Origin of the sequence: Acinetobacter faecalis (assembly GCF_034187745.1) — a bacterium.
GTDB lineage: Bacteria > Pseudomonadota > Gammaproteobacteria > Pseudomonadales > Moraxellaceae > Acinetobacter > Acinetobacter faecalis.
This window is the reverse complement of the sequence record NZ_JAXHPF010000001.1, coordinates 60,487-87,328: the sequence shown is the minus strand read 5'-3', so window position 1 is coordinate 87,328 and position 26,842 is coordinate 60,487. Positions and strand designations below refer to the sequence as shown.

Here is a 26,842-nt window from a genome sequence, read left to right as displayed (position 1 = left end):
GATATGTGCTCATTATTTGTTTAATTCATTTTGTTTAATTTATGAAATTATTTCATCTCCCCCTTCTTGCCATTCTTGGTTTAAGCTTATTTGGTTGCGACAAAGCAACGAAAACAACACCGCAAACTACAGCAATTAAAGCACGTGAACCCGTTATTGCTATTGCTCTTGGTGGCGGTGGTGCAAAAGGTTTTGCTCATATTGGTGTCATTAAAGTTCTTGAATCTCATGGCATTAAAGCCAAAATTGTGACAGGAACAAGTGCAGGTAGTTTTGTTGGTAGTTTATATGCAAGCGGAAAATCACCTTATCAACTACAGCAAATTGCGTTGAATTTTAAAGAATCAGATATTCGAGATTTAACATTAAATAGACAAGGCATTTTGCTTGGTCAAAAGCTACAAGACTATGTCAATAAAAATGTCTCAAATAAACCCATGGAAAAATTTCCAATTCGCTTTGCTGCCGTTGCTACACGTTTAGACAATGGTAGAAAAGTTGAGTTTATTAAAGGCAATGCAGGACAAGCTGTTCGTGCATCTTGCAGCATTCCTAACGTATTTGTACCTGCCACTATTGCAGGTGTTAAGTATGTAGATGGCGGTTTAGTTAGCCCAATTCCTGTAAAAACTGCAAAAGATATGGGTGCAGACCTTGTAATTGCAGTCGATATTTCTGCTCGCCCTGAAGGTGGAAAAGCCACAAGTATGTTTGGTTTACTCGATCAAACCATTAATATTATGGGACAACAAAGTATTAATGAAGAGCTCAAACAAGCCAATATCGTGATTCAACCTAAAGTTGGTCATATTGGAACGCTCGATTTAAAAGCAAGTCATGAAACCATTTTAGCGGGTGAGAAAGCGACTCAGCTCAAAATTCATGCCATTAATAAAGCTATTGCAGATTTCAAAAAATCACCTGCTGCATTGAAACCCGCGCCTAGAGCTAAATTTTAAAATCAAGAAATTTGCTATATGCACATAGGTTTGCATCTGTTAAATTGATATAGATGACTCGTCATCTATATCAAACATTTCCTTATTCATTACTAATACAAAGAGAAAATGTATGGAATTAATTTTGGAACCGTGGCATTGGTTTGTATTGGGTATTGCTTTAATTCTATCTGAATTAATGCTTCCAGCTTTTGCTGCACTTTGGTTTGGCATAGGCGCTATTTTAGTTGGAGTTTTACTTTGGCTATTTCCATCTATGGGGCAAACAGCTCAAATTATTACTTGGATTATCCTTTCCGTTCTAGCAACTGTCTTTTGGTTTAAATACATCAAACCACTTTCTATAGATAAAACCAAAGCAGGTTTATCTCGTGAAGCAACAATTGGACAAGTTGGAATGGTCATTCAAAATAATTTAGAACATGACCAAATTAAAGTTCGATTCCCAATGCCTGTATTAGGTTCTGATGAATGGAATTGCCGTACACAATCGTATGTACAAGTTGGCGATCGCGTTCGTGTAATCGATATTTTAGGCAACGATTTAGTTGTACAGGCACACACCACCAATTATGAAAATGAAAAAGTGAGTAAATAAAATGTCAGCTGGTTCTATTATTGTATTGGCGTTTTTAGCCTTTGTTGCAATAACAATTTTTAAAGGCGTACGTATTGTTCCACAAGGTTATAAATGGATTGTACAGCGCTTAGGTAAATACCATACAACACTTGGTCCTGGTCTAAACTTTGTTATTCCGTATATTGACGAAGTTGCATATAAAGTTACAACGAAAGACATCGTACTTGACATTCCATCACAAGAAGTAATTTCACGTGATAACGCGGTTCTTTTAATGAATGCTGTTGCGTACATTAACTTAACAACGCCTGAAAAAGCTGTTTATGGTATTGAAAACTACACGTGGGCAATTCAAAACATGGTTCAAACTTCACTACGTTCAATTGTAGGTGAAATGGACTTAGATGATGCTTTATCTTCACGTGACCATATTAAAGCAAAGCTTAAAGCTGCTATTTCAGATGATATTGCAGATTGGGGTATTACGCTTAAAACTGTAGAAATTCAAGATATTAAACCATCTCACACCATGCAAACTGCGATGGAAGAACAAGCTGCTGCAGAACGTCAACGTCGTGCAACAGTAACGAAAGCAGATGGTGAAAAACAAGCTGCTATTCTTGAGGCTGATGGTCGTTTAGAAGCATCTCGTCGTGATGCAGAAGCACAAATTGTTCTAGCGGAATCTTCACAACGTGCAATTGAATTAGTAACTTCAGCAGTTGGCGATAAAGAAATTCCTGTTGCTTACTTATTAGGTGAACAATATGTGAAAGCTATGCAAGATATGTCTAAATCGAATAATGCAAAAACTGTTGTGCTTCCTGCCGATATTTTAAGTACTATTCGCGGCATTATGGGTCGTGGAAACTAAAAAACTAAAGCTATAAACTTCACACAATATGGGTAGCAGATTTGCTACCCATATTTTTTTTGCTTACGATAAAACCGCAATTATTAATAAATTTTGTATAAAATTACTATTTATTTTTAAACTTATATATGATTAGCAAACAAGTTTTAAGTGAAGCTAATTAAAAGCCTTAAAAAATTCACTTTAAAACACAGTTTCTATATATCCTGACATGGACATAGTTATGAATTTAAATCCTACATTAATAACCTTTTTATTCTATATCGTCGCCATGGTTTTCATTGGTCTCATGGCTTACCGCGCAACCACTAACTTTTCAGACTATATTCTTGGCGGAAGACGCTTAGGTAGTTTCGTTACTGCACTTTCAGCAGGCGCATCTGACATGAGTGGTTGGTTACTCATGGGCTTACCTGGTGCGATTTATCTTGCAGGTCTTTCTGAAGCTTGGATTGCAATTGGTCTTATTATTGGTGCTTGGATCAACTGGTATTTAGTTGCTGGTCGATTACGTGTACATACAGAAGTTCAAAATAACGCTCTTACTCTACCAGACTATTTTGCTAACCGCTTTAACGACAATAAGAAAATTTTACGTATTGCGTCTGCATTTATTATTTTAATTTTCTTCGCAATTTACTGTGCTTCAGGCATGGTTGCTGGTGCGCGTTTATTCGAAAGTATGTTTGAAATGTCTTACAGCACAGCATTATGGGTAAGTGCTTTAGCAACTATTAGCTATGTATTTATTGGTGGTTTCTTGGCAGTAAGCTGGACAGATACCATTCAAGCTGGCTTGATGATTTTTGCACTTTTACTAACACCAATTGTTGCTATTTTAACGTTCTCCGACCTATCTCAAGTGACAATGGCACTTGAAGCAGCTCGTCCACAAGCCATGAATATCATGGGTGATTTAAGCTTTATTGCCATTATTTCATTACTTGCTTGGGGCTTAGGCTACTTTGGTCAACCGCACATTCTTGTACGCTTTATGGCTGCGGACTCTGTAAAATCTATTCCAAATGCGCGTCGTATTGGCATGACATGGATGATTTTATGTTTAGGTGGTGCAGTTGCTGCAGGTTTTATTGGTATTGCTTATTTCCAACAACATCCTGAATTGGCTGCGGTTGTAAATGCAAACCCTGAAACCGTATTCATGGAATTAACTAAAATTTTATTTAACCCATGGATTGCAGGTATTGTTTTAGCGGCAATTTTGGCAGCCGTAATGAGTACATTAAGCTGCCAATTACTTGTATGTTCAAGCACTTTAACTGAAGATTTCTACAAAACATTTATCCGCAAAGCAGCATCTCAAAATGAGTTGGTTTGGGTAGGTCGTTTAATGGTTCTTCTTATTGCTGTTCTTGCAATTTGGTTAGCTGCAAATCCTGAATCTAAAGTACTTGGTTTAGTGGCTTATGCTTGGGCTGGTTTTGGTGCTGCATTCGGTCCACTTATTATTTTATCGTTATTCTGGAAACGTATGACTTTAAATGGTGCTTTAGTGGGTATGGTACTTGGTGCTGCTATTGTAATTATTTGGAAAAACTTCTTTGCCGAAACAGGTCTTTATGAAATTGTACCTGGCTTTATTTGTTCATTCATTGCCATTATTGTGGTGAGTTTATTAGATAAAGAACCAAGCCAAGATATTACAGATCGCTTCAATGAAGCAGATCAGTTATATATCGATTCAACTAAATAACTTAAAGCTTTCTTTTAAATGAAACAAAAAAGCCAGTTTTCTAACTGGCTTTTTTACATTTTCAACTATTTAAAACACATCTAAATACTCAGAGTTTTAAAACTTAATTATTCAGATTTACCGTCTATCATACCTTTTAAATAGTTCTTTTTTTCTGATTTAAAGCGCTTTGCAGGCCATGTCATAATAAATCTTGCACCACCTAAAGTCGGGCTTTCATCTACTCTAATTTCACCGCCAAACCAATATGCAATACGACTTACAATAGATAAACCTAGACCATAACCACCCGATGCACGAGTACGACTATCATCTAAACGAGCAAATGCTTCAAAAACACGTTCCCGATCTTGTTCTGGAATACCCGCACCATCATCTTCAACACAAATATAAGCTTTACCATGATCATTCACACCACCACTAATCATTACTTTGTTATCACAATAACGAATGGCATTGCCTACTAAGTTTTGAACAACGCGATGTAAATAACGATATTCGGCATCCACTTGTAAATATTCAGGAGGTGCATTCAATATTATTTCTTTTTGCGTTTTTAATGCTTCAGTTTCCGTTGCAACTTGCTCTAAAACCTCAAGCAATACTACTTTTTCATAATCGAATGATGGTGTACCTTGCTCTAACTTAGCATAAGTCATAATTTCATCAATAAGATTATTTAGCGCCTCAATATCTTTATCGATCATATCAACTTGCTGAAGTCGACTGTCATAGTCATCATCTTCGGCTAGCATTTCCATACCAAAGCGAATTCGAGCAACAGGTGTTCTTAATTCATGCGACACCGCACGCATTAATTCACGTTGCGCTTCAATTAAACGCTGAATATGGTCGGACATGCTGTTATAGCTTGATGCCAAACTTGCCATTTCATCAGAACCATCAACAGGCAATCGGATACTCATATCGCCTGCTTTCATTCCATTTAAAGCATGATTTACTTGGCGAACCTTACGTTGCATTGGCACGAGTAAACCATATACGCCTAAACTTAAAACAAACAAACTAAGTAGCGTAATACCTGCTGCCAATTGAACTGGCATCCAATTAAACAGTGGAATTGGTCCTAAAACCAAAACTTGTGAATAGGAGTTCGACATTGGCGAAACAATAGAAACATTAGTACCACGCGTTGTCGCATTATCACGATACAGCACAATACTATGATCTAAACGTAATCGACCAATTTGTTCAGAATCTAAGGGTAAATTTTGAATGTTTTCAATACTGACAGAGTATGAAAATTTAGATTGCAGCTTCTGAAGATATTCTTTTTCTTGACCAGGATAATAAACAAGATAATCCATAATGAAAACGGGTAAAGCTTTCATTTGACGCTCATTAAAATTATCTACACGTATGTAAATATAATGATTAGGATCATCTTTTATTCCTAAAATGACATAAGTAACAGCATTACTTGCATCATAACGAACAGCGGCTTTTTGCTCATCTATTCGTTTTTTTTCGGTTCTGGTTAAACTAACTTTGTTTGCATCAATAAAATATATGGGTAATTCCAATAAGTCAGATGCATCTGAAATCCAATCTAATTTTTGTTGCGCATTCGGTTGTCTAGAAATACCTTCTGTAATGATATAAGAAATACCATCTGTCAAAGATTCTCTATATTCTTGCGCACGTTGATAGTTAATGATCTGCACCAACAGATAACCGAAAAGTGCGACCAAAACTACCAATATGACTAAACCGCCATATATGCGCAAAAATATACTGTGTTTAAACACGAGAATGTCCTGTTCTAGACCAGAAAACGCTTAATTCAATTACATACCGTTGGTTTCTTTAACGAATAAGTAACCTTTACTACGTACTGTTTTAATACGTTTAGGGTTTTCTGGATCATCACCAATTTTTGGACGAATACGCGAAATGCGTACATCAATTGAACGGTCTTGACCATCGTATTCAATACCACGTAAACGCTCGAAGATATCTTCACGAGATAAAATACGACCTGCGTTTGAAGCCAATAACCATAACAAATCATATTCAGCACTTGTAAAGTCAACAAGCTCGCCATGCAAAGTTACTGAACGGCCACCGTTATCAATAACTAAGTCATCAAATTCGATACGTTGTGCAACTTCGTCTTCAGGTGCTTTGTCTGTACGACGAAGCAATGCACGAATACGTGCTAAAAGTACGCGCGGTTGAACTGGTTTAGCAACATAGTCATCTGCACCCATTTCAAGACCAAGTACTTGATCCATATCTTCTGTACGTGCGGTTAACATTAAAATAGGTTGATGGTAATGCGGACGAACTTCACGACAAATGGTTAAGCCATCTGCACCAGGAAGCATAACGTCGAGTACAACCATATCTGGTTGTTCTGCAATAATGCGACGAATGGCACGATTGCCATCTGGTTCTACCCCAACTTCTAGTCCATTACGGATTAAATATTCTTGAGTCAGACGTGCAAGACGCTCATCATCTTCAACAATCAAAATTTTAGGTAACTTTTCTTCTTGGCTCATTAGGTGCCCCTTTATTAGTCATTACGTATTCTTTATAAATCCAAGAGATACGCTTAAATATATATCTGCAATATACACACGTTTACATTGTAAACAAGATTCCGTTCACCAAACTGATACATCAAAGTTGTATTTTGTTATATTTCTTTACGCATTGAATTATTTAAAGTTTTCATTTTTATAGGGGTTTTGACCTATTTATTAGAAATAAAATTTTACAATTAGTGTTAAATTTGATCTATTTCATTATTTGATCAGAAACTGTCTGCTTGTTCTTACCCTTTTTTACTTATCCACAAGTTTATCTATAAGCACTTAATACGACCTTTGTTATGCTATGTCCTTGTGTCATAAGACATCATCAAGCCACACACAAAAAATGATTATTTTTTTGTAAATAAAGATTAAAAAACTACGAAAGAAAAAAGAGAAATGTCAATATTGATCTAAGCTATTTTTTCCCGTATCTTGTGTCTAATTCAACTTTAAACCACTAAGTCTTGTGTTTATCCCTCACACACTGTGGCCTATTTTTCGCCCAGTTCAAATGGTCCATAAACATAAAAATAGATGACATATGGAGCTATGCTGACAATGAGCGTAATCACATCAACACCCGGCCAAATTCAGGTGATTAAACGCACCGGTGATGTTGCTGCTTTTGATGCAGAAAAAATTGCCGTTGCAATTGGTAAAGCATTTTTAGCGGTTGAAGGCCAACAGAGCACAGACTCTAGCCGAGTTCATGACCGTATTTCTCAGCTTACAGAAATGGTATTAAACACATTTAAACGTCGTTTGCCTTCTGGCGGTACTATTCATATTGAAGAAATTCAAGACCAAGTAGAACTTGCACTTATGCGCACTGGGGAACAAAAAGTTGCACGTTCTTATGTAATTTATCGTGAACAACGCGCTGAAGCACGTAAGCAAACAAATGAGCATCATCACCCTACGCTACAAATTACAGGTACAAATGGTCAGCTTGCACCTTTAGATTTAAGCCGCCTTCAAGCAACAATTGAAAAAGCGAGCGAAGGTTTAGAAGGTATTGATGTTCAAGCGATTATCGAAGAAACAGTTAAAAACCTTTATAACGGTGTAAAAGCGACTGACATCTCTACAACAATGATGATGGCTACGCGTACTCGTATTGAACAAGAACCAAACTACACGTATGTAACTGCGCGTTTATTACGTGACAACTTAGTTGCAACTGGTCTTGAGTTCTTAGGTTTATCTACAGATACTTTAGAAAATGATGCTTTAGAAACATTCTTGAAAAAAGGTGTTGAGCTTGAGCTTCTTTCTCCAGAATTATTAAACTTTGACCTTGAAAAATTGGCAGCGGCAATTAAACCTGAACGCTCTAACCAATTTACATATTTAGGTCTTCAAACTTTATTTGACCGTTACTTCATTCATTCAGATGACGTTCGTTTTGAATTACCGCAATTATTCTTCATGCGTGTTTCAATGGGCTTGTCATTAAACGAAGAAAACCGTGAAGATCGTGCAATTGAGTTCTATAACTTATTGTCTAGCTTTGACTACATGGCTTCTACGCCTACGTTGTTCAACTCAGGGACTTTACGTCCACAGCTATCTAGCTGCTACTTAACTACAATCGCAGATGACCTATACAACATTTATGGTTCTATGCGTGACAATGCCCTTCTTTCTAAATGGGCTGGTGGTTTAGGTAATGACTGGACACCTGTTCGTGCATTGAACTCTTATATCAAAGGCACAAACGGTAAATCTCAAGGTGTTGTTCCATTCCTTAAAGTGGCAAACGATACAGCTGTTGCGGTAAACCAAGGTGGTAAACGTAAAGGTGCAGTTTGTGCATACTTAGAAACTTGGCACTTAGACATCGAAGAATTCCTTGAACTTCGTAAGAACACTGGTGACGACCGTCGTCGTACACATGACATGAACACAGCGAACTGGGTTCCTGACTTATTCATGCAACGTGTATTTGAAGATGCTGAATGGACACTATTCACGCCATCTGAAACTCCAGATTTGCATGACTTAACAGGTAAAGAATTTGCTGAACGTTATGCACATTACGAAGCAATTGCCAAAGAAACTGACATGCTTCATAAGAAAGTACGTGCAAAAGACTTATGGCGCAAAATGCTTTCTATGTTGTTTGAAACAGGTCACCCGTGGATCACATTCAAAGACGTTTGTAACTTACGTTCACCACAACAACATGTTGGCGTAGTTCACTCATCTAACTTATGTACAGAAATCACGCTTAATACAAACCAAGACGAAATTGCGGTATGTAACTTAGGTTCGATTAACCTTGTACAACACGTTCAAGGTGGTGTTTTAGACCGTGAAAAACTTGCTCGTACAGTAAAAACTGCTGTTCGCATGTTAGATAACGTAATTGACATCAACTACTACGCTGTTGAACAAGCTCGCAACTCGAACTTGAAACATCGTCCAGTGGGTATGGGTATCATGGGCTTCCAAGATGCTTTATACGAAATGCAAATTGCTTACGGTTCAGATGCAGCGGTTGATTTTGCTGATGAATCTATGGAAGTGATTTCTTACTACGCAATTGCAACATCTAGCGATTTAGCAATTGAACGTGGTGCGTATGAAACATTTAAAGGTTCATTATGGGATCAAGGTATTTTACCAATTGACTCATTAGACCTTGTTGCAAAATCACGCCCAGAACGCATGTTCGAAGTTGACCGTACAACTCGTTTGGATTGGGACACTTTACGTGCCAAAGTTCAAAAAGACGGTATGCGTAACTCTAACGTAATGGCGATTGCTCCAACTGCAACAATCTCTAACATTTGTGGTGTTTCTCAGTCTATCGAGCCTACTTTCCAAAACCTTTATGTGAAATCTAACCTTTCTGGTGAATTCACAGTGATCAACCCGTACTTAGTACGTGCGTTAAAAGATCGTGGTCTTTGGGATTCTGTAATGGTGAACGACCTTAAACACTTCGAAGGTTCTGTTCAGAAGATTTCTCGTATTCCTGAAGAATTAAAAGCAATCTTCGCAACTGCATTTGAAGTTGAACCACGTTGGATTGTTGACGCTGCATCTCGTCGTCAAAAATGGATCGATCAAGCACAGTCTCTTAACCTTTACATCTCTGGTGCAAACGGTAAGAAACTAGATATGACGTACAAAATGGCGTGGTTACGTGGTCTTAAGACAACTTATTACCTTCGTGCATTAGGTGCGACATCTGCAGAGAAATCTACAATTAACACTGGCGCGTTAAATGCTGTTAAAGCAACTGCAACTGCCGCTCCTGTTGTTGCAGCACCTGTAGTAGAAGCGAAAAAACCTGAAGCTGTTGAAGAAGAAGGTTTTGGTCAAGCAGCTCCTGTACCAATGGCATGTTCAATTGACAACCCAGATTGTGAGGCTTGTCAGTAAGCTGACAACCTCCCCTAACCCCTCCTAAAAGGAGGGGGATCACATCTATTAATCTTAAGGTGTGAAAGTCCCTCTTTTTAAAGAGGGATTTAGGGAGATTCCAAACTGAATACAAATAAAATAGGAGGTGCGGATTTAAAGACTTATAAAATTTAAGCAATAAAAAATGGCCTATCACAAGTGACAGACCATTGTTTTGAAAACCCAAGCTTTCAGAGGAAATACTTCCCTGAATGACTAAAGTATTCGATGTTAAATTTTTCGACGACTTAACAAAGAATACTTTAGCAAAGTTTAGGGTTCGAGTCACTCCTCTGAAAGCATCTTTTACAAAAAGGAAATGCTGATGAGAATAAGTTGCTCACTGGATAAGCCTGTTAGTGTTTGTAACTATATTCGCTTTCGATTTAATCGTTGGGAAAAAGTGCAAGCTCATTGCAGAAGCTATCCAAATCAAGCCCAATTAAGCTTGTGGTAAAACTTAAGAGGCTGAAAAGCCTCTTAACTTAAATACAAGGAAACAACCATGCTTCATATGACTCATAACTACATGTTAGGACTAGCAGCCTTGGTCATTTCCTTTTTTGTTTTGTTTTATATCCCGCTTGGCTACATTTGGGTAAAAGCAAGAGAACAAAAGCGTAATCAAAATAAGTAGTGTGGAACTTTGCTTTTTTCGAACAAGATTAAAACAAAGCTTGGTAAAACTTAATTTTGCTTACACAAATTAAGCGTATAGTAGGGACATCTGAACTTCGTAAGTTAGATGTCTAAATAAAAGATATAAAGCAACGAAGAGAGAATTTAATATGTCTATCCTAAGTTGGGACGATTTCGAAGATGATTCGCAAAAACCGGCTGCACCTGAACACAAGTCTGCGCCCGTCGAACCGCAAAAAACGACTAATTCGCAGATTGTATCTGATGAGCGCAACGAACCGTCGAGTGTGGCAGCTCCACAGCCCGCTCGCACCGCTGCAAGAACATCAACAGATTCAACCGATCCGTTGGCAAGAGCATCTAACGCTTTAGAAACTTTAGATGTTGCACCTGGTCTTGAAGAACTTGAGATGGGTGCTCAGCGTGTACAAGTTGACGACAAAGCAATGATTAACTGTCGTGCTGACTTGAACCAACTTGTACCATTTAAATACGAATGGGCTTGGCAAAAGTATCTAGATGGTTGTGCAAACCACTGGATGCCTCAAGAAGTTAACATGAACCACGACATCGCGCTTTGGAAGTCTGAAAATGGCTTAACTGAAGACGAACGTACCATTGTTATGCGTTCTTTAGGTTTCTTCTCTACTGCCGATTCTTTGGTTGCAAACAACTTAGTTCTTGCGATTTATCGTCATATTACTAACCCTGAATGCCGTCAATACATTTTACGTCAAGCATTTGAAGAAGCGATTCATACGCACGCTTACCAATACTGTATCGAATCTTTAGGTATGGATGAAGGCGAAGTCTTCAACATGTACCGTGAAGTTCCGTCTGTAGCTCGTAAAGCAGCTTGGGGCTTGAAATATACTCAATCTTTAAGCGACCCTACTTTCAAAACAGGTACACCTGAAAACGACCAAATTTTGCTTCGCAACTTGATCGCATTCTACTGTGTTCTTGAAGGTATTTTCTTCTACTGTGGTTTCAGCCAAATTTTATCTATGGGTCGTCGTAATAAGATGAACGGTGTTGCTGAGCAATTCCAATACATTTTACGTGATGAATCTATGCACTTGAACTTTGGTATCGATATGATTAACCAAATCAAGATCGAAAACCCTAGTCTTTGGACTGCTGAATTCCAAGAAGAAATCGTTCAAATGATTCTTGAAGGTACTATGCTTGAAATCGAATATGCGCGTGACACGATGCCACGTGGTGTATTGGGTATGAATGCCGCGATGATGGAAGAATACTTGAAGTTTATTGCTAACCGTCGTTTAGCTCAGTTGGGCTTACCTGAACAATTTGCTGGTGTAACGAATCCGTTCCAGTGGATGTCTGAAATGATGGACTTACGTAAAGAGAAGAACTTCTTTGAAACTCGCGTAACGGATTACCAAACTGGTGGCGCGTTAAGCTGGTAATAGCTTTTTAGATTTATTTCTAAAAAGGGAGGGTTAATCCCTCCCTTTTTTTATTGCTTTATAACAAATTTAAAAACGGGGCAGAAATGAGTTTACAAGTTGATATCGAGTTAATAAATACTAAGACAGATGAGTTATTAAGCAAAGAAGTAAATGAAGAGTTGTTCGTTGAAGTTTACCAAGCAAAAAACTTATCAAATACAAAAATAGAAAATACTAATCAGTTAGTTAAACTTTTTAAAAATGAGACAACACAATATAAATTATCTAATCAGATAGGAAGGATTATATTTGATGACTTTATCTTCGTAGATACGATAGGATTTAAGCCTGAAAAATTAGGTAAATTTGAGTTAAATTACACAACAATAACTAATATTTCCAAAAAAATAACTGCTGAAAAACTAAATGATAAAGGTCGAATTGTTTTTACAATTAAAGATGCTATTTCTAGCTTCAATATAATCTATGATAAAACCGTACTATTTTCCTCAAAACAAAAATCTATAACCATCTCTAATTTATGGATTTTTGGCTTAAATTTACAAGATTTTAATAAGGAATTAGATTATCTAAAAAATCTATATAATGATCGCGATAATTTCTTAAGCGAGTTCAACGAGCTCAAACTTGAAATTAACAATGGTAGAGGTGAACTCAATCAAAAGAAAAATGAAACTGATCAATATATTTTAGAAAAAGAAAATTTAATTGAGGAGTTAGAGGAAAATATTAAAAGTTTAGAAACTACTAAAGGTGACTTAAAATCTATTATACAAAATTTAGATACACAAAAAGCAACTTTAGAATCTCAGATTTCCGCTAAAAACACAGAATTAGATAGATTAAATTCGAATAACGAAAACTTAAAAAAAGATAATCAAGATATTGAGAATGAAATATCAAAATTAAAGGAACGAAAAGAAGCATTAGCTAAAGAAGTAAACTTAGTTCCTGATAATTTAATAGGTTTTAATCAAAGAACTAATGAATCAAAAAGAACATATTATTGGTTATGTACCATACCATTATTAATGTTATGTATATTATTTATGTGTGCTTGGTTAAATATCACATCGCTTGCAAGTTCAGAAAATATTAATACTTTAGAACAAGCTTATGTTTTGATAATACAACGCTTACCATTAACCTTATTAATAATAACATTGGTATCAATTTTAATTGCTTTACTATATAAAATGCTTAGGTATCTAATGGAAGTACAACAACAAGAGTTAACTCTATCAAAAATTAGTGTTCTTGCTCGAGACATTGCAGATAGTGAATATCAAAACTCACAAGAAGATGAAAAACAAGAGCATAGAATTAAATATAAAATGCAATTAATACGGGATTACTTTAATTCTGAATTTAAAAGGTATCAAGAATTCGTTCAAACTGAAAAAAATGAAGATAATAAATCCAACATAAATATACCTTTACAATTAAAACGACCAATAAATAAAAAATAACAATCACCACAAATTATTTAAATATAAAAAAGCCCTCAATTGAGGGCTTTTTTATATTTAAGTGCTTAGAACGTAAATCCTAAATTAAGATTTACACGATATAACCACTTATCTGAATACTTAGAGTCTTGTCCAGAAGTTAAGCCTGTACCATTTTGTGCACCACCCAAAATGTTCGCATTCTTAGCCCAAGTATAATCAGCCCATACCATAAACGGCTTTGCAATGAACATCGCACCTGTTGTATTCATTTGAGATGATTTCCAGTCACTTTTCGCTTTATCTAAGTAGCTGTAGTCATTGTAAAAACGAACTGCTTTTAACTTACCCATATTCTTAATTGGTAATGTATAAGCAAGATTTACACTAGATACAGTCCCTTCAGAAGCAATAAAGTACGATGGTGTTAAACCATTTGCACCCATGAGTGTTCTATTGTTATCAACACCTTCAGGGTTTTTAGCATCGTATTCATACTGAATAATCGATGATTGTAAATTCCAACGCTTATAATTACTGTTTGTATGAATACCTACAGCATGATATTTACCATCATCTTTTGTTTCTGTGTTATATAACTCTGAAATTGAGCCAGAGAAGCCAACTTCGTGTTTACCAAGACTTTCCGTATCAAACTTATGCACAACACGCGCATTAAACTGGTTGCGTTTTTCGTTTTGGTATCCAGATTGGAACGGTAAATGATTTTCTGATAAATCATCAAAAGTTGCAGCTTCAGGTGAATAACGTAAGTCTGCATCTAGCATACGTGGGTAATAACCCAACTTTACATCCCAATTAGCATTGTCAAAGTTCCAATTCACACCAGGCGCAATGTTGTTGCCATAACCTAAGAAAAATGGAATGTGATATGTCCAACCATTTTGTGGATATGGATAAATTGCAAATGGTTTATAAACCAAACCTGCTTCTATGCTTTGCTTCTCATCTATTTTGTATCCAACATAAGCCTTTTCAATAGATGTCATTTCTTGATCTTGAATGATTGGACTTGCGTTAAAATAAAAATCTCCATAATTTCCTTTTAAATCTAAACGGAAAATATCGAAATCTAATTTACCTGCACCACGGTTTGTACTCTCATCCCACTGTTCATAGCGATGATTAAAACGAAGTACACCACCTACTTTAAATGAGTTTGCTCCATCTTCACTCTTCCACTCTAAAGGATCATCTTTCGCATGTAACAATGGACTTGCTGATGCCATAAGTAAGAGTGCAGTTGTCCCTAACAGTACTTTTTTCATAGTTTACCCCTTCGATACACACTCAATCCATATGTTTTACATATAAAACTTTGTTTGTATCAGATGTTATGTAAAAAAAATTAGCTTTAAATAGATTCGCTAATGGTGCTTAAACTTCAGTATCTTAATAATTCAAAACAACACTAAAGTTTTCAGTGAGTCGTCTATTTTTAGATACAACTTTCTGAAGATTTCCTTTCCACGTTTATGTTCCTTAAGTAATTTACCTACCTAAACTGAACACTTTTTAGTAAAGACTAAAATTTATTGATCTCTTAATTTCACTTATTTTTTGGACGGTCTTTACTTATTTTCATTTTTTATTCAAAGAACTGAGCACCTAACGTATTAAATACTCAGTAAAATTTATGATGAATGATTATTTCAAATTAATACAATTTCTTTTGTGGTGGACCTGCAAATTTAAGCGGACCAATAGAATTCATATCTAGCTCAATCACGGCTGGACCATTCAAATTAATCGCTTCTTGAATTGCAGTTTTGAACTCCTCAGCACTGCCCACTTTCCAGCTTTTCACGCCCATAGATTCACCTAAGGCTTGATAATCTGGTGTGTGCAATTCATTGAAATATTGACGACCACCAAAGTAATTATTTTGAATGCCGCGCATTACGCCATAACCACCATCATTCATGACCATAAGAACCATGTCGGTATTTTCTTGTGCCATTGTGGCAATTTCACCAATACCAAGCATTAAGCCACCATCACCCACTAAGCCAACAACTTTCTTTGTTGGGTTTGCAATAGATGCTCCAATGGCATGTGCAAGACCTAAGCCAATTGCACCTGCAAGTGAGTGAATATTTTTATTTGGTGTTTGGACTGGGAATAAACGGCTTCCCCAAGTGCTTCCCGACATTGTAATGTCACGAACAAAAATGCCATCTTCAGGAAGTGCTGCACGTAAATGATCACAAATGAGGGCATATTGATCCATTTGCGTACGTAAAGCTTCTATTGCGTTTTCACGAGCTGCTTTAATTTCTGCATCGTAAGCTGCATCTACTTTTGATACGCCTGATAATGCATTTACAACACGTGCAAGCGTGTCTTTTGCATCTGCACAAACAAATTGACCAATTTTGTAGTTACGTTGTTGTGCGACTGGATTTGCATCGACCTGAATAATATTTTCAGGGAACACCACCGAATAAGTTTTGGTTTCATTACTACGTAAGCGTGACCCCACCACAACCAATAAATCTGCATCTTGTAGTAATTTTTCAACAGCTGCTGAGTTATGGAATGCGCCTAATGTACGTGGATGATTATCTGCCAAAACACCACGTGCATGCGTAGATGACACAACAGGAATACCTAAGTCTGCAATGGCTTTAACTTCTTCAACTGCATTTAAAGTACCGCCACCAATCCAAAATACTGGACGTTTTGCAGTTTTAATCGCATCTGCAATTAAACTTACTTCTGCATCTTCAGCAATAGGAAGTTGTAGCGCTTTTACAGGACCTAAGTTTGCAGGTAAATCAATTTCTGCTGCTTGAACATCAATTGGAATTTCAACACTAACAGGTCCCATTGGCACTGTGGTTGCCACACGAATGGCTTCACGAATGACACCTACCGCATTGTCTGGGCTGGTAATACGAAATGCAGCTTTGCTTGATGCTTTTAAGAAAGTCAGCTGGTCTTTGGTTTCATGAATGAAGCTTGCATCACGGTCTAAATATTCACGTTCTACTTGACCTGTTAAATGCAATACTGGGCTTCCTGCATTCATTGCTTCAATCAGTGAACCTACAGCATTACCCGCGCCTGCACCTGTACTGGTTAGTGCAACGCCTAAACCTGTAAAACGTGAATGTGAATCTGCCATGGTCACACAACCAGCTTCACCACGTGCTGCAACAAAACGAATCTTTTCACGACGACCTACTGCATCTGCAATAGGTAAGTTATGAATAGAAATTACCCCATAAATACTATCTACTTGGTGCTGTTCTAATACACGTGCGATTGCTTCGCCTACATTTACTCTTTCTGTCATTTTTTCATTCCTTAAATTTTAAATTTCTAATACAACCTTCAATGTGTATTAATCAGACCAAGGGTTTGCTTGTTCGTTTAAACCTAAATAAATGCTTTTCTGTTGCATGTAAGACAAAATGCCTAGACGACCTTTTTCACGACCAATCCCACTGTCTTTAAAGCCACCGAATGGCGCACTAATCGAGAATTTTTTGTAGGTGTTAATCCATACTGTTCCGACTTCTAAAGTACGGGCAATTTTCCATGCTTTACGATAGCTTTCAGTCCAGATACCAGCTGCCAAGCCAAAGCAACTGTCATTTGCTTGCTCAATTAAGTCTTGTTCATTGTCGTAAGACATCACTACAAGAACAGGTCCAAAAATTTCTTCTTGGCATGTTTGCGCGCTATTTTTTAAGCCTGTAATAATGGTTGGTTTGTAGAAACTACCTTTGGCAAATTCACCGTCAGTAATGGCTTCACCACCTGTGACAACTGTTCCGCCCTCAGACTTTGCAAGTTCTACATAACGATGCACAGACTCCAAATGTTTTTGGTTAATCAGCGAACCCATATGAACATTTGGTGTTTCAGGATGACCTACGCGTAAACCTTCGGTAATTTCAACAAGGCGTTTTAAAAATTGCTCATAAATAGATTGATGAATAAATAAACGTGAACCTGCAATACATGCCTGACCAGCCGAACTGAAAATACCGTAAGCAATCCCTTTTGCAGCAATTTCAATATCTGCATCTGGGAATACAATTGTTGGTGATTTACCACCAAGCTCTAACGAAGTCGTAATCAGTTTTTCTGCTGCAATATGCGCTAAATGACGACCTGTCGTTGTACCACCTGTAAATGAAATTTTGCGTACCAAAGGATGTTGTGCAATCGCATCACCAATTACTGAACCACGACCAACAAGTACACTTAAAATACCTTTTGGTAAGCCTGCTTCTTCAAAAATTTTCGCAAGCTCTAACGCAATCAGTGATGTCGCTTCAGCAGGTTTTAAAATAACTGCATTCCCTGCTGCAATTGCAGGTGCAAGTTTTTGTACTTCACTGGCAATCGGTGAATTCCAAGGTGTGATTGCTGCAACCACACCAACAGGCTCATACACGCTCATGGTCATGAAATCTGGTGCGCGTTGAGTTGTTAACTCTTCATTAAAAGTTTCACATGCAGCCGCATTAAAACGTGCAGTTGCCGCAGCACTCATCACTAAAGCACGTGTTTCAGATAAAGGTTTACCATTGTCACGTGTTTGCAGTTTTGAAAGTTCATCGGCACGTGACTCAATAATATCTGCCACGCGATATAAAATTTTTGCACGCTCATGCGGTAATGAATTACGCCATTCGGGCTTACGCCAAGCTTGATCTGCTTTTACAATCGCTTCTTCAACATCTTCTAAAGTTGCTGTTGAAATTTCGGCATTTACTGAGTTATCTGCTGGAAATAGGCTTTGAATCACATTCCCTCGACCAAGACGCCACTCACCTGCAATATAAATTTCTTTTACCATGGCACTCACCTATCCCTTTTAAATCTGAATTGCGTCTACGCTATTTCTGCATGCACGAATGACACTCAATGCAGCCAATGTTGATGTTTTCGGATTACTTTCCAAAGGCACACCAATCATTTCTATACTCATTTGACCAAAGCGACCTTCTGCCACAATGGTGTGTTTGTTTTGACTAATATTTGGATCGACCGTAAGCTCTACCATCGTTTCATCCATACCAATGCCAGCTAAAGCAATGGTTGCCGCCACATTGGCATTTGCAGGAAAATTCAATGCAGCTTCACGGGCTGTTCCTGTATAAAATACTGTTGCTTCTTTTACGTTATCTAAATCAATGAGTTTTTCTGCATAACTACCACGCCAGCTATTTGGGCTTTTACAACCTTTATAAGTCACTTTCTCAAGTCCACCTTCTTTCGCTGCGGCAATGCCATCAATTCCTGCAATTGCACCTGCTAATAAGTGAAGATGTGCCCCTGACTTTTCCGCAGTTTTTTGCAATTTTTCGAAAAATGCAGGATCTGCCAATGTGCCTACAGAAATCAGACCAATCGTCCAACCGCGTTTCAACACATCTAAAGCATGTTCTTTAACCGCAGCTTGCCCTGCAACCTCAATGACATAATCAGGCTCACCTAAACAGTCATCGATTTTAGAAATGACATGTACATCTGCTGCGACCTTTTGCTTTACAGCGTCAACACTACGCTCAGGTACAACCACCCATTTCAATTCAAGATCTTTTGGCAAATGACTACACACTTCATTTGCCATTGCTCCAAATCCAATCATCATTAACTGTTTCATATATTCACCTTATAGATGCTTATTGAAGCCGCCAGACACATCAATGGTTGAACCTGTTGTGTATGAAGCCAATGGTGATGCTAAGAAAACAAGCGCGCGAGCTGGTTCTTCAGGCTTACCTAAACGTGCCATTGGAATGCCACGTTTTTTCGCTATATTGCCAATCCATTCTTCCCAAGATTGATCTTGGTCAGAACGGTCTGCAAAACGGCGTTTCCATTGTGCAGATTCAACCATGCCCAATAAAATTGAATTGACGCGAATGTTGTATTGAGAAAACTCATGTGCCAACGAATGCGTTAAGTTCAACAAAGCAGCACGTGCTGAAGAAGTCGCAATCATGTGAGGCTCTGGCTGTAACGCAAGTAGTGAATTTACGTTGGTAATAGAACCAAAATTCGACTGTTTTAAAGCCGGTAAAAATGCTTTTACAGGATGTAATACGCTAAAATATTTCAGCTCAATTTCTTTTAGCCAATCTTCATCTTCCGTGTTTTCAAAGTTTGAAACACGTCCCTGACCTGCGTTATTAATTAAGATATCTACACCACCAAATTCTTTTTCAACGTTGTTTGCAAATTGAATAACGTCTTGTTTATCTAAAACATTACAAGTTGCTGTTAATACTTTTGCATTTGGATAACGCGATAAAATAAATTCTTTCGATTCCGCTAAGCGTTGTTCATTACGCCCACACCATGCGACATTGGCACCTTCAGCAACAAGCAATTCAACTGTTGCTAGCCCAATACCCGACGAGCCACCTGTAACAACTGCATTTTTTCCATTCAATTGGAAGCTCATATCCTTAACTCACATAAACGCTTACTTAAGCGATAATAAAATTTGATTAAATTGCTCTGCTTGGTCGAGATAACTCAAATGCCCAGCATCTTCAATTTGATAGCAATGACCGAATTTATATGTATCTGCCAATGCTTGAATATCTTGTGCAGGTGTAATGCCATCTGACATGCCCATTACCACATGCGTATTTTTTTGCTGTTCTCGCAAATAACTTTGTATTGAGTCGTAAGCCAATAAATAAGATGCATGCGTAAAACCATCTAAGCTGATGTCTTGCATAACAGCGGTAATCAGTTCCATCGCATTTTGTGTTGCATGTGCAACTAAATAAGGTCCACGTGAATTAGCCATTCCCGTTGCACCAAGTTCTTTCAACATTTTCGGTCTTTTTTCAAAAACATCTTGTTGTTTCTGAGCATCAAAATCTTTATATCCTTGCGCTACATTCGCAAGAACTAAAGCATTTACGCATTCAGGGTATAAAGCATTAAATGCTGCTGCCTGTAATGCACCCAATGAATGCCCAACTAAAATAATATTGTTTAAATTCAATGCATCTAACATGCCTTTTAAACGCTTTGCATAATCAGTTGCATTGGGTTGTGCTGTATTTAATAAATCAGATTCTCCATAGCCTGGTGCATCCCAAGCAATGATATGAAAGTCATGGCTTAAATCTTGAAGTTGTCTGATCCAAGAACCTGAACCGGAACTAATACCGTGGAGCAATACCAAAGTTTTACCTTGTCCTGCTTCTCTGTAAGACTGCTTCACGCCATTAAATTGAACAGTTTTCAATTCAACTTGTGCGAGTTGTGCGATATAAGTCATGACTTCGAATCCTAAATAAATTAACGCTCGATTTGAGACAATGGATGCTCAGGCGGGTAGTTCGGAATTGTTGGCTTTCCTGTACCTAACATCACACACATCAACGCATCTTCAGTACCTGGGTTAAACAAACCACGGTAAATACCAGGTGGAATTGAAATCAAATCACGCTCTTTTAAACGTGTAGAAAATTTCTGACCTTCATGCTCAATGAACAAATCAATTTCGCCACGAAGCATGAAAAACACTTCTTCAACATCATGATGAATATGCAATGGACCTTCACACTGAGGTGGTAGAACCATTGTTGAAAATGTAAAGTTTTCCGCAGGAACTGTGTTGCTATCACTCGCTACACCTGTAGCGCCAGTACCCATATAACGCATTTGAGCACGGCGATATTTAGGATCGTAATCTGCTTGGAATTTCAAAGCATCAAAATCGTATTTACGAGTTTCAAAGCGAGCAATACGTCCACCAATCCACTCTTCTAAAGTTTTGTCTTCTGGTTGTTTCCAAGATTCAAATTGTTGAGTTGACATGAAACTCACTCCTTTAAGTTTTGGACTGAATCGTAATAACTTTTGATTTCATCAGTCCGTTTGTTAAATTCTTGTTTTCCAATCACAGCTTGTGACAAGTAAACTTTTAGTTTTAGTAACGCTTCAATAATGGAGCAAGGAAGAACGAACCAACGACTGCAACTACAGCAAGGAATGTAATACCTAAATTGAAACTGCCTGTTTGCATCACAATTGCACCAATAATGACTGGAGCCGCTGCACTGGCAAAGTTACCTAAACCATTGAAGATTCCACCTGCTGTAGCACCAACGTCTGCTGTTGTAATACGGGCAAGTAATGCAAATACCGCAGCAACACCAAAGCCCCAAGCCATCGCACTTAATGACATTGCTAAAATTACGACCATTGGATTTGTTGCAATAACCATTAGGTACATGAAAATACCCGCGACAAATAAGCCACCACTCACTTGAATTGCACGCTTACCAAGCTTGTCAGAGAAGACAGCACCTACAATTTCACCAATCAACATCGCAATGAATGGGAAGCTTGAGTAAATACCAAACTCTTTCAAGTTGAAGCCTTTGTCTTGAATAAGATATGACGGCACCCAACTGTTTAGACCCCACAAATAAGTCATCAAGGCAATGTTAAAAATACAAATAAGCCAGAATGCACTATTGGTAAGAAGCTTTTTAGTATTCGCTAGGTGCTCTTTAAAATTCACACGCTTAGCAACACCCGCTAAATCGACAGTACGTTTTAACTCTAAGTTACGTAAACCGAAGTAAACCAATGCCATAACAACAAGTGTTAATGCTGCCATTACAAAGAATGTTGAATGCCAATCGTAATGAGCTAAAACATATGCAGTAATTGGGAAACCAAGGAAAGCACCAATTGGTGTACCTAGTAAAAACATTGTAGATGCACGAGCTTGCTGACGATCAGTATAGGTTTGCTTAACAATGGTATATGCCAATGCAAACAAAGGACCTTCAGCTAAACCAAGTAAAATTCGAAGTACAACAAGTGTTGTGAAGTCTGAGGTAAATCCCATTGCTAACATGAGTAAACCCCATGAAGCTACACTCCAAAACAACATTTTCTTAGGACAAAAAATATCTCCCAAGAAACTTAAGAACATTGATGAAAAACCATATGCCAGCAAGAAACTGGTCATTAGCCATCCTAGTTTTGCCTTGTCGTTACCAATTCCCATTACATCTAAAAATGTAGAATCGGAAAACAATACTGCAATACTAATCTTGTCAAAAAATGCGAGAACAACGCAGATCATCAAAATGATGGCTGGTGTCCAATGTTTTATACCTGTCTTAGTTTCACTTTCCATGATACGTTCCTTCGAATATGCGCTAAGTGATATTCCTGGCTCTGCTATTTCAATTTCATTAAATTAAAATCTAAATCTTGTAGTTGTTGTGGATCGAGCTCTTTAGCACTTGCTAACCATCTTTTTGCAAGTTTGACTAACTTCGCTTCATTCACTGCAATCATGTTAATAAGCTGATTTTTTTCATTGAGATAGAAAAAGCATTGCTGAGTAGAATTTGTTTTACGTATAACCACCTGAGAGGTTTGTTCAGGCTGATACGTCCCCAAAATTTGAATATTGCATTGATATTGATCTGACCATAACCAAGGAATATCTTGATATGGTGTTAGATCACCTAACATTGATTTTGCTGCTGAAATTGCTTGGTTTTGTGCATTTGCCCAAGACTGAATGCAGTAACCTAAAGATGGATGTATTGCGACATCACCGGCTGCATAAATATCTGGATCAGATGACTGACCATACTCATTCACAACAATGCCATCTTTAACATCTAGTGATGCAGCAGTTGCTAATTCTTTTGCAATTTCAGCGCCTGCACCAACCACTACACAATCAAATATATGTGTACCGCTATCCACGTTTTGCACTTCAATTTTCTGACTTTCAACTTCATTCAGATTTAATTGAGTCGCATTTAAATGAATCTTTGTGCCTGCATCTTCATGTAAGTTTTTTAGAAATATGGAAACTTCAGGACTTACGCTTCTTGCACAAAGGCGAGAACCATATTCAAAAATTTCAACATTTTTTCCTTGCTTACGTGCTGTTGCTGCAATTTCAAGACCAATCCAACCACCGCCAATAACAGCAATATTTTGTGCAGTCTTAAATTGTTCTGCTAAATTTTGGCAATCTTGAATATCTCTCATCGTGTAAACATTTTTAAGTTCTGACCATTGCGCAACAGGAATACGAGCACGGCTTCCAGTTGCAATGAGCAACTTGTCATATGAAAGCGTTTTTCCACTTTTTAATTGAACCGTTTTAGCAAATTTATCTATGTTCACAGCCAAATCGGGTTTGTGCCAAATCACTGAAAACTCATCAAGTTGCTCTGCGGTAAATAAATTTAGGCTTTCTACAGTCGCTTCTTTCGAAAGTACTTGCTTAGACAAAGGCGGACGCTCGTAAAAAACGCTGTCTTCGTTAGAAACAACATGAATTTCACCGTCATATCCTTGGGTTCGTAGCGTATGAACTGCCCAACCCGCAGCTTGCCCAGCACCTACAATCACAATTTTATTCATGTTGTCGATATCCTTATCTTCTATTCGTTACGCTGGTTTAACTTGGCGACGTGTTTCGTGGTCTAAACCACCTTCAATCGCCCACTCCGTAAAGAGTTCTAAACGATGCTCTTCTTCACGTGGTTGCCATTCTTCTGTTAAATAATCATCGTTGGTGTAGTACTCAAAAGCTCCACCCAATGGCGAATTCACATACCAAAAATACGCAGATGAAATAGGATGGCGACCAGGCCCAATAAAGGTTGACCATTGCTGACGGTTCATACTCAAACCACCACCAATCACTTCATGAATATCACGAACAACAAAGGCAACATGGTTTAAACCAGCAGGTTTATTCGGAATAGAAAGCAAGAACAAATCATGATGGAAACCTTCACCACGACAACGTAAAAATGCGCCACGGTTTGTGTAAGCATCAGATAAATGGAAGCCTAATTTTTCAATATAGAAAGCTTGGGTAGTTTTTAAATCTGGTGTGAAAAATACAACATGACCAATATCAACAGGCTCTGCTTTTTCATAAACAGGACTTGCTGCGTTCACACGCTGAATATTGCCAAACTGATTAATACCCTCAGTTTTCGCTTGAGAAATTTCTTTGGTAATTGTCTTTTTAAAAACAATGGTCATACCATTTGGATCAAGACATTCAACTTGACTATCCGTAGCATTGAACTTTGGTTCAGCAGAAAGTTTTGCTTTTAAAGCGTCAAGGTCTTGATCATTTTCAACACCCCAAGTCACTTCACGTAAAGTAGAACCTGCCTCAATGGCTTCTGGTAAACGTTCATCTGCTATATCAAATAAATAAACTTTGCAGCCATTTTGTGTTTGATATAAATCTGTACCTTCAATATCTGAAGTAGTTGCTGTTAAACCAAAATCTGCCAAAAACGTTTTTGCTTCAGCTCGGTCTTCAACACCAAATTTTAGAACTTCAATACCTGTAATCATGTGTTGCTCCTTAATTAAATACAAAGCCGCCATTCACAGGAATGTTTTGACCCGTCACAAAAGAAGACATATCTGAAAGTAGATAAATCGCTGTGCCGTTCAAATCCTGTGGATGTTGTTGACGTTGTATTGCTCTTCCATTGACATACAAATCATGACGAGCCTGAGGTACATATTCCGTTGCTTCTACTAGCGTTAAACCTGGGCTAATGGTGTTGACACAAATATTGTCTTCACCTAACTCACGTGCCATAGAACGGGTCATTGAAATAATTGCCCCCTTACTTGCAACATAAGCCATTAAACGCTGAGCACCCCACATTGCGGTGTCCGATGCAATATTGACAATTTTTCCTGAACCCGACTTTTTCAAATGTGGAACGCATGCTTGTGTCACCAACCAAGTGCCTTTTACATTAACAGTCATCACTCGATCCCAAAGATCTTCGTCATATTCCATGAGTGACACACCGCCAACACCTGTTGCCAAAGCGGCACAGTTAATTAAGCCATCTAGACCATTTAATGTTGCAACCGCTTGATCTACCGCTTTCTGAACAGATGCTTTTTGACTTAAATCAATTTCAACTGCAGAAACATCTAATCCTTGTTCAGAGAGTACCTTCGCTTCTTGACGAACCAAGTCCACCAAAATATCTGCCATCACAACCGATGCGCCAGCTTCAGCAGCAGCTTGAGCGAAATCACGCCCTAAACCACGTGCAGCACCTGTCACAAGAATGCGTTTACCCGCTAAAATTGGCAGATTAGCCATGAGATGCTTCCTTCATTTCAATGCGGTTTTCATTTTGAGAACCTTGAAGTGTTGCAAATTTTTTAAGCTGCTTTTCTGCTTCTTTTTTCATGAGGCGACGTAAGCGTGATAAACCAACATCATGCTGATAAAGGAATTCGTGTTTACGGGCATTTGGTGCAAGATTTTCTAAAATAATGCGGTCTTGTTCTAATACATCCCAATGCAATTGCTCTAAATGATTGCGGTATAAGAAACGCCATACATTACGTTGCCAACCTGAAACTTTACGACAACGCCAGAAGAATACACGTGTATTGTTTTCATCAATTGGGGTCGCAAAACCAACAATCCAGAATTCACCACCTGGACCAAACTGTTTACGATAAGGAATAGATAAACGTAACCAAGCAGCACCTGTTTGACCGTATTCAACCCAGTCAAAGTTCACACCTGTTTGACCTTCTTTTTCAAAAACAAAACCATCTTTCGTTGGACGATGTTTCATTTCTGCAGTTTTTTCACCATCTGCCATTGAGTGCGATGTGCAATGCAAATAAGTACCGTGCATCGGATCCATCACATTATCTACTGCATATTGATGGTTCACTTTCCAGTCTGCCATGCAAAGAAATGAACTCCATTCTTCGCTTGCGAGTTGATCTGGAAGCACCAGTTCAGCAGGTGCTTCGTTGTCGTCAATACCAAACCAAATGAAAATTGCACCGTGTAATTCTTGAACTTGATACGTTTTTACGCAGTCACTGCCTTTTAATGGGCAATCGTGAACCGCAGGTACATCTTCCACCACACCATCATGACGAACTTCAACACCGTGATACCAACATGCAATACGGTTACCTAAGTTCCAACCTAATGATAGACGCGCACCACGGTGCGGACAGCGATCTTCCAATGCATGAACTTGCCCTTTGTCATCACGCCATACAACAATATTTTCGCCTAAACGTGTAATACCAACAGGGTTAGAACCCACTTCCCAACTTGCCAATACTGGATACCATTGGTCACGTAAACCAAGATCTAAATATTGTTCAACATTCATTTCTGCAATAGTCATCATGATGTCCTTATC

21 protein-coding genes are annotated in these 26,842 nt (G+C 37.9%); 7 read left to right on the top strand and 14 right to left on the bottom strand.

Annotated features, from left to right (window positions below; all coding sequences use genetic code 11):
• Positions 1-41 precede the first annotated feature (41 nt).
• The 4 genes from SKM54_RS00435 to putP all read left to right on the top strand — a co-directional run bounded on the left by SKM54_RS00435 (position 42) and on the right by putP (position 4,127).
• A complete protein-coding gene (locus SKM54_RS00435) occupies positions 42-959 on the top strand; it encodes a patatin-like phospholipase family protein (RefSeq protein ID WP_321093562.1) in 918 nt (305 codons plus the stop codon).
• A gap of 112 nt (positions 960-1,071) precedes the next feature.
• Complete coding sequence (locus SKM54_RS00430) at positions 1,072-1,557, top strand: NfeD family protein (protein WP_248103904.1); 486 nt, start codon at positions 1,072-1,074, stop codon at positions 1,555-1,557.
• A 1-nt stretch (position 1,558) separates the two neighbouring features.
• On the top strand, positions 1,559-2,413 hold the full coding sequence (locus SKM54_RS00425; RefSeq protein WP_154772955.1) for an SPFH domain-containing protein: 855 nt from the start codon (positions 1,559-1,561) through the stop codon (positions 2,411-2,413).
• Between the two features lie 223 nt (positions 2,414-2,636).
• Positions 2,637-4,127 carry a sodium/proline symporter PutP gene (gene putP / locus SKM54_RS00420; protein ID WP_407061289.1) on the top strand — a complete coding sequence of 497 codons (1,491 nt, stop codon included), beginning with the start codon at positions 2,637-2,639 and terminating at the stop codon, positions 4,125-4,127.
• 107 nt (positions 4,128-4,234) lie between these two features.
• Here putP and bfmS read toward each other — a convergent pair whose 3' ends face one another.
• Together bfmS and bfmR are read right to left on the bottom strand one after the other, a co-directional pair.
• A complete protein-coding gene (gene bfmS / locus SKM54_RS00415; protein WP_321093558.1) occupies positions 4,235-5,896 on the bottom strand; it encodes a sensor histidine kinase BfmS in 1,662 nt (553 codons plus the stop codon).
• A 39-nt stretch (positions 5,897-5,935) separates the two neighbouring features.
• Positions 5,936-6,652 carry a response regulator transcription factor BfmR gene (gene bfmR / locus SKM54_RS00410; RefSeq protein WP_154772953.1) on the bottom strand — a complete coding sequence of 239 codons (717 nt, stop codon included), beginning with the start codon at positions 6,650-6,652 and terminating at the stop codon, positions 5,936-5,938.
• Between the two features lie 594 nt (positions 6,653-7,246).
• Between bfmR and SKM54_RS00405 the strand changes: the two genes are divergently transcribed.
• From SKM54_RS00405 to SKM54_RS00395, 3 genes are all read left to right on the top strand, one after another.
• Entirely contained in the window at positions 7,247-10,078 is a 2,832-nt protein-coding gene (locus tag SKM54_RS00405; protein ID WP_248103909.1) for a ribonucleoside-diphosphate reductase subunit alpha, read from the top strand.
• Between the two features lie 809 nt (positions 10,079-10,887).
• Positions 10,888-12,171, top strand: coding sequence for a ribonucleotide-diphosphate reductase subunit beta (locus SKM54_RS00400; protein WP_154772951.1), 1,284 nt, complete (start codon positions 10,888-10,890; stop codon positions 12,169-12,171).
• 86 nt (positions 12,172-12,257) lie between these two features.
• Positions 12,258-13,643 (top strand): coiled-coil domain-containing protein, encoded by a 1,386-nt coding sequence (locus SKM54_RS00395; RefSeq protein ID WP_321093555.1) that lies wholly within the window; start codon positions 12,258-12,260, stop codon positions 13,641-13,643.
• Positions 13,644-13,708: 65 nt separating this feature from the next.
• Here the strand turns inward: SKM54_RS00395 and SKM54_RS00390 are convergent, their stop codons facing one another.
• The 12 genes from SKM54_RS00390 to SKM54_RS00335 all read right to left on the bottom strand — a co-directional run bounded on the left by SKM54_RS00390 (position 13,709) and on the right by SKM54_RS00335 (position 26,827).
• Entirely contained in the window at positions 13,709-14,911 is a 1,203-nt protein-coding gene (locus SKM54_RS00390; RefSeq protein WP_407060886.1) for a hypothetical protein, read from the bottom strand.
• Between the two features lie 389 nt (positions 14,912-15,300).
• Complete coding sequence (locus tag SKM54_RS00385; protein WP_321089503.1) at positions 15,301-16,941, bottom strand: thiamine pyrophosphate-binding protein; 1,641 nt, start codon at positions 16,939-16,941, stop codon at positions 15,301-15,303.
• Positions 16,942-16,989: 48 nt separating this feature from the next.
• Positions 16,990-18,456, bottom strand: coding sequence for an aldehyde dehydrogenase (locus SKM54_RS00380; RefSeq protein ID WP_321093553.1), 1,467 nt, complete (start codon positions 18,454-18,456; stop codon positions 16,990-16,992).
• Between the two features lie 18 nt (positions 18,457-18,474).
• Positions 18,475-19,266 carry an aspartate dehydrogenase gene (locus tag SKM54_RS00375; protein WP_321093550.1) on the bottom strand — a complete coding sequence of 264 codons (792 nt, stop codon included), beginning with the start codon at positions 19,264-19,266 and terminating at the stop codon, positions 18,475-18,477.
• 9 nt (positions 19,267-19,275) lie between these two features.
• Positions 19,276-20,070 carry an SDR family oxidoreductase gene (locus SKM54_RS00370; RefSeq protein ID WP_321093548.1) on the bottom strand — a complete coding sequence of 265 codons (795 nt, stop codon included), beginning with the start codon at positions 20,068-20,070 and terminating at the stop codon, positions 19,276-19,278.
• A gap of 21 nt (positions 20,071-20,091) precedes the next feature.
• Positions 20,092-20,904, bottom strand: coding sequence for an alpha/beta fold hydrolase (locus SKM54_RS00365; RefSeq protein ID WP_321093546.1), 813 nt, complete (start codon positions 20,902-20,904; stop codon positions 20,092-20,094).
• Positions 20,905-20,924: 20 nt separating this feature from the next.
• Positions 20,925-21,446, bottom strand: a complete 522-nt coding sequence (locus SKM54_RS00360) for a cupin domain-containing protein (protein ID WP_321089497.1) — start codon at positions 21,444-21,446, stop codon at positions 20,925-20,927.
• A gap of 112 nt (positions 21,447-21,558) precedes the next feature.
• Positions 21,559-22,782, bottom strand: coding sequence for an MFS transporter (locus tag SKM54_RS00355; protein WP_321089496.1), 1,224 nt, complete (start codon positions 22,780-22,782; stop codon positions 21,559-21,561).
• Positions 22,783-22,826: 44 nt separating this feature from the next.
• On the bottom strand, positions 22,827-24,035 hold the full coding sequence (locus SKM54_RS00350) for an NAD(P)/FAD-dependent oxidoreductase (RefSeq protein WP_321093543.1): 1,209 nt from the start codon (positions 24,033-24,035) through the stop codon (positions 22,827-22,829).
• 27 nt (positions 24,036-24,062) lie between these two features.
• Positions 24,063-24,992: a VOC family protein gene (locus SKM54_RS00345; RefSeq protein WP_321093540.1), complete on the bottom strand. Its 930-nt coding sequence runs from the start codon at positions 24,990-24,992 to the stop codon at positions 24,063-24,065.
• A gap of 10 nt (positions 24,993-25,002) precedes the next feature.
• On the bottom strand, positions 25,003-25,767 hold the full coding sequence (locus SKM54_RS00340; protein ID WP_321093537.1) for an SDR family oxidoreductase: 765 nt from the start codon (positions 25,765-25,767) through the stop codon (positions 25,003-25,005).
• On the bottom strand, positions 25,760-26,827 hold the full coding sequence (locus SKM54_RS00335) for a Rieske 2Fe-2S domain-containing protein (RefSeq protein ID WP_407061288.1): 1,068 nt from the start codon (positions 26,825-26,827) through the stop codon (positions 25,760-25,762). The genes SKM54_RS00340 and SKM54_RS00335 overlap by 8 nt, the downstream gene beginning before the upstream one ends.
• Between the last annotated feature and the right edge of the window lie 15 nt (positions 26,828-26,842).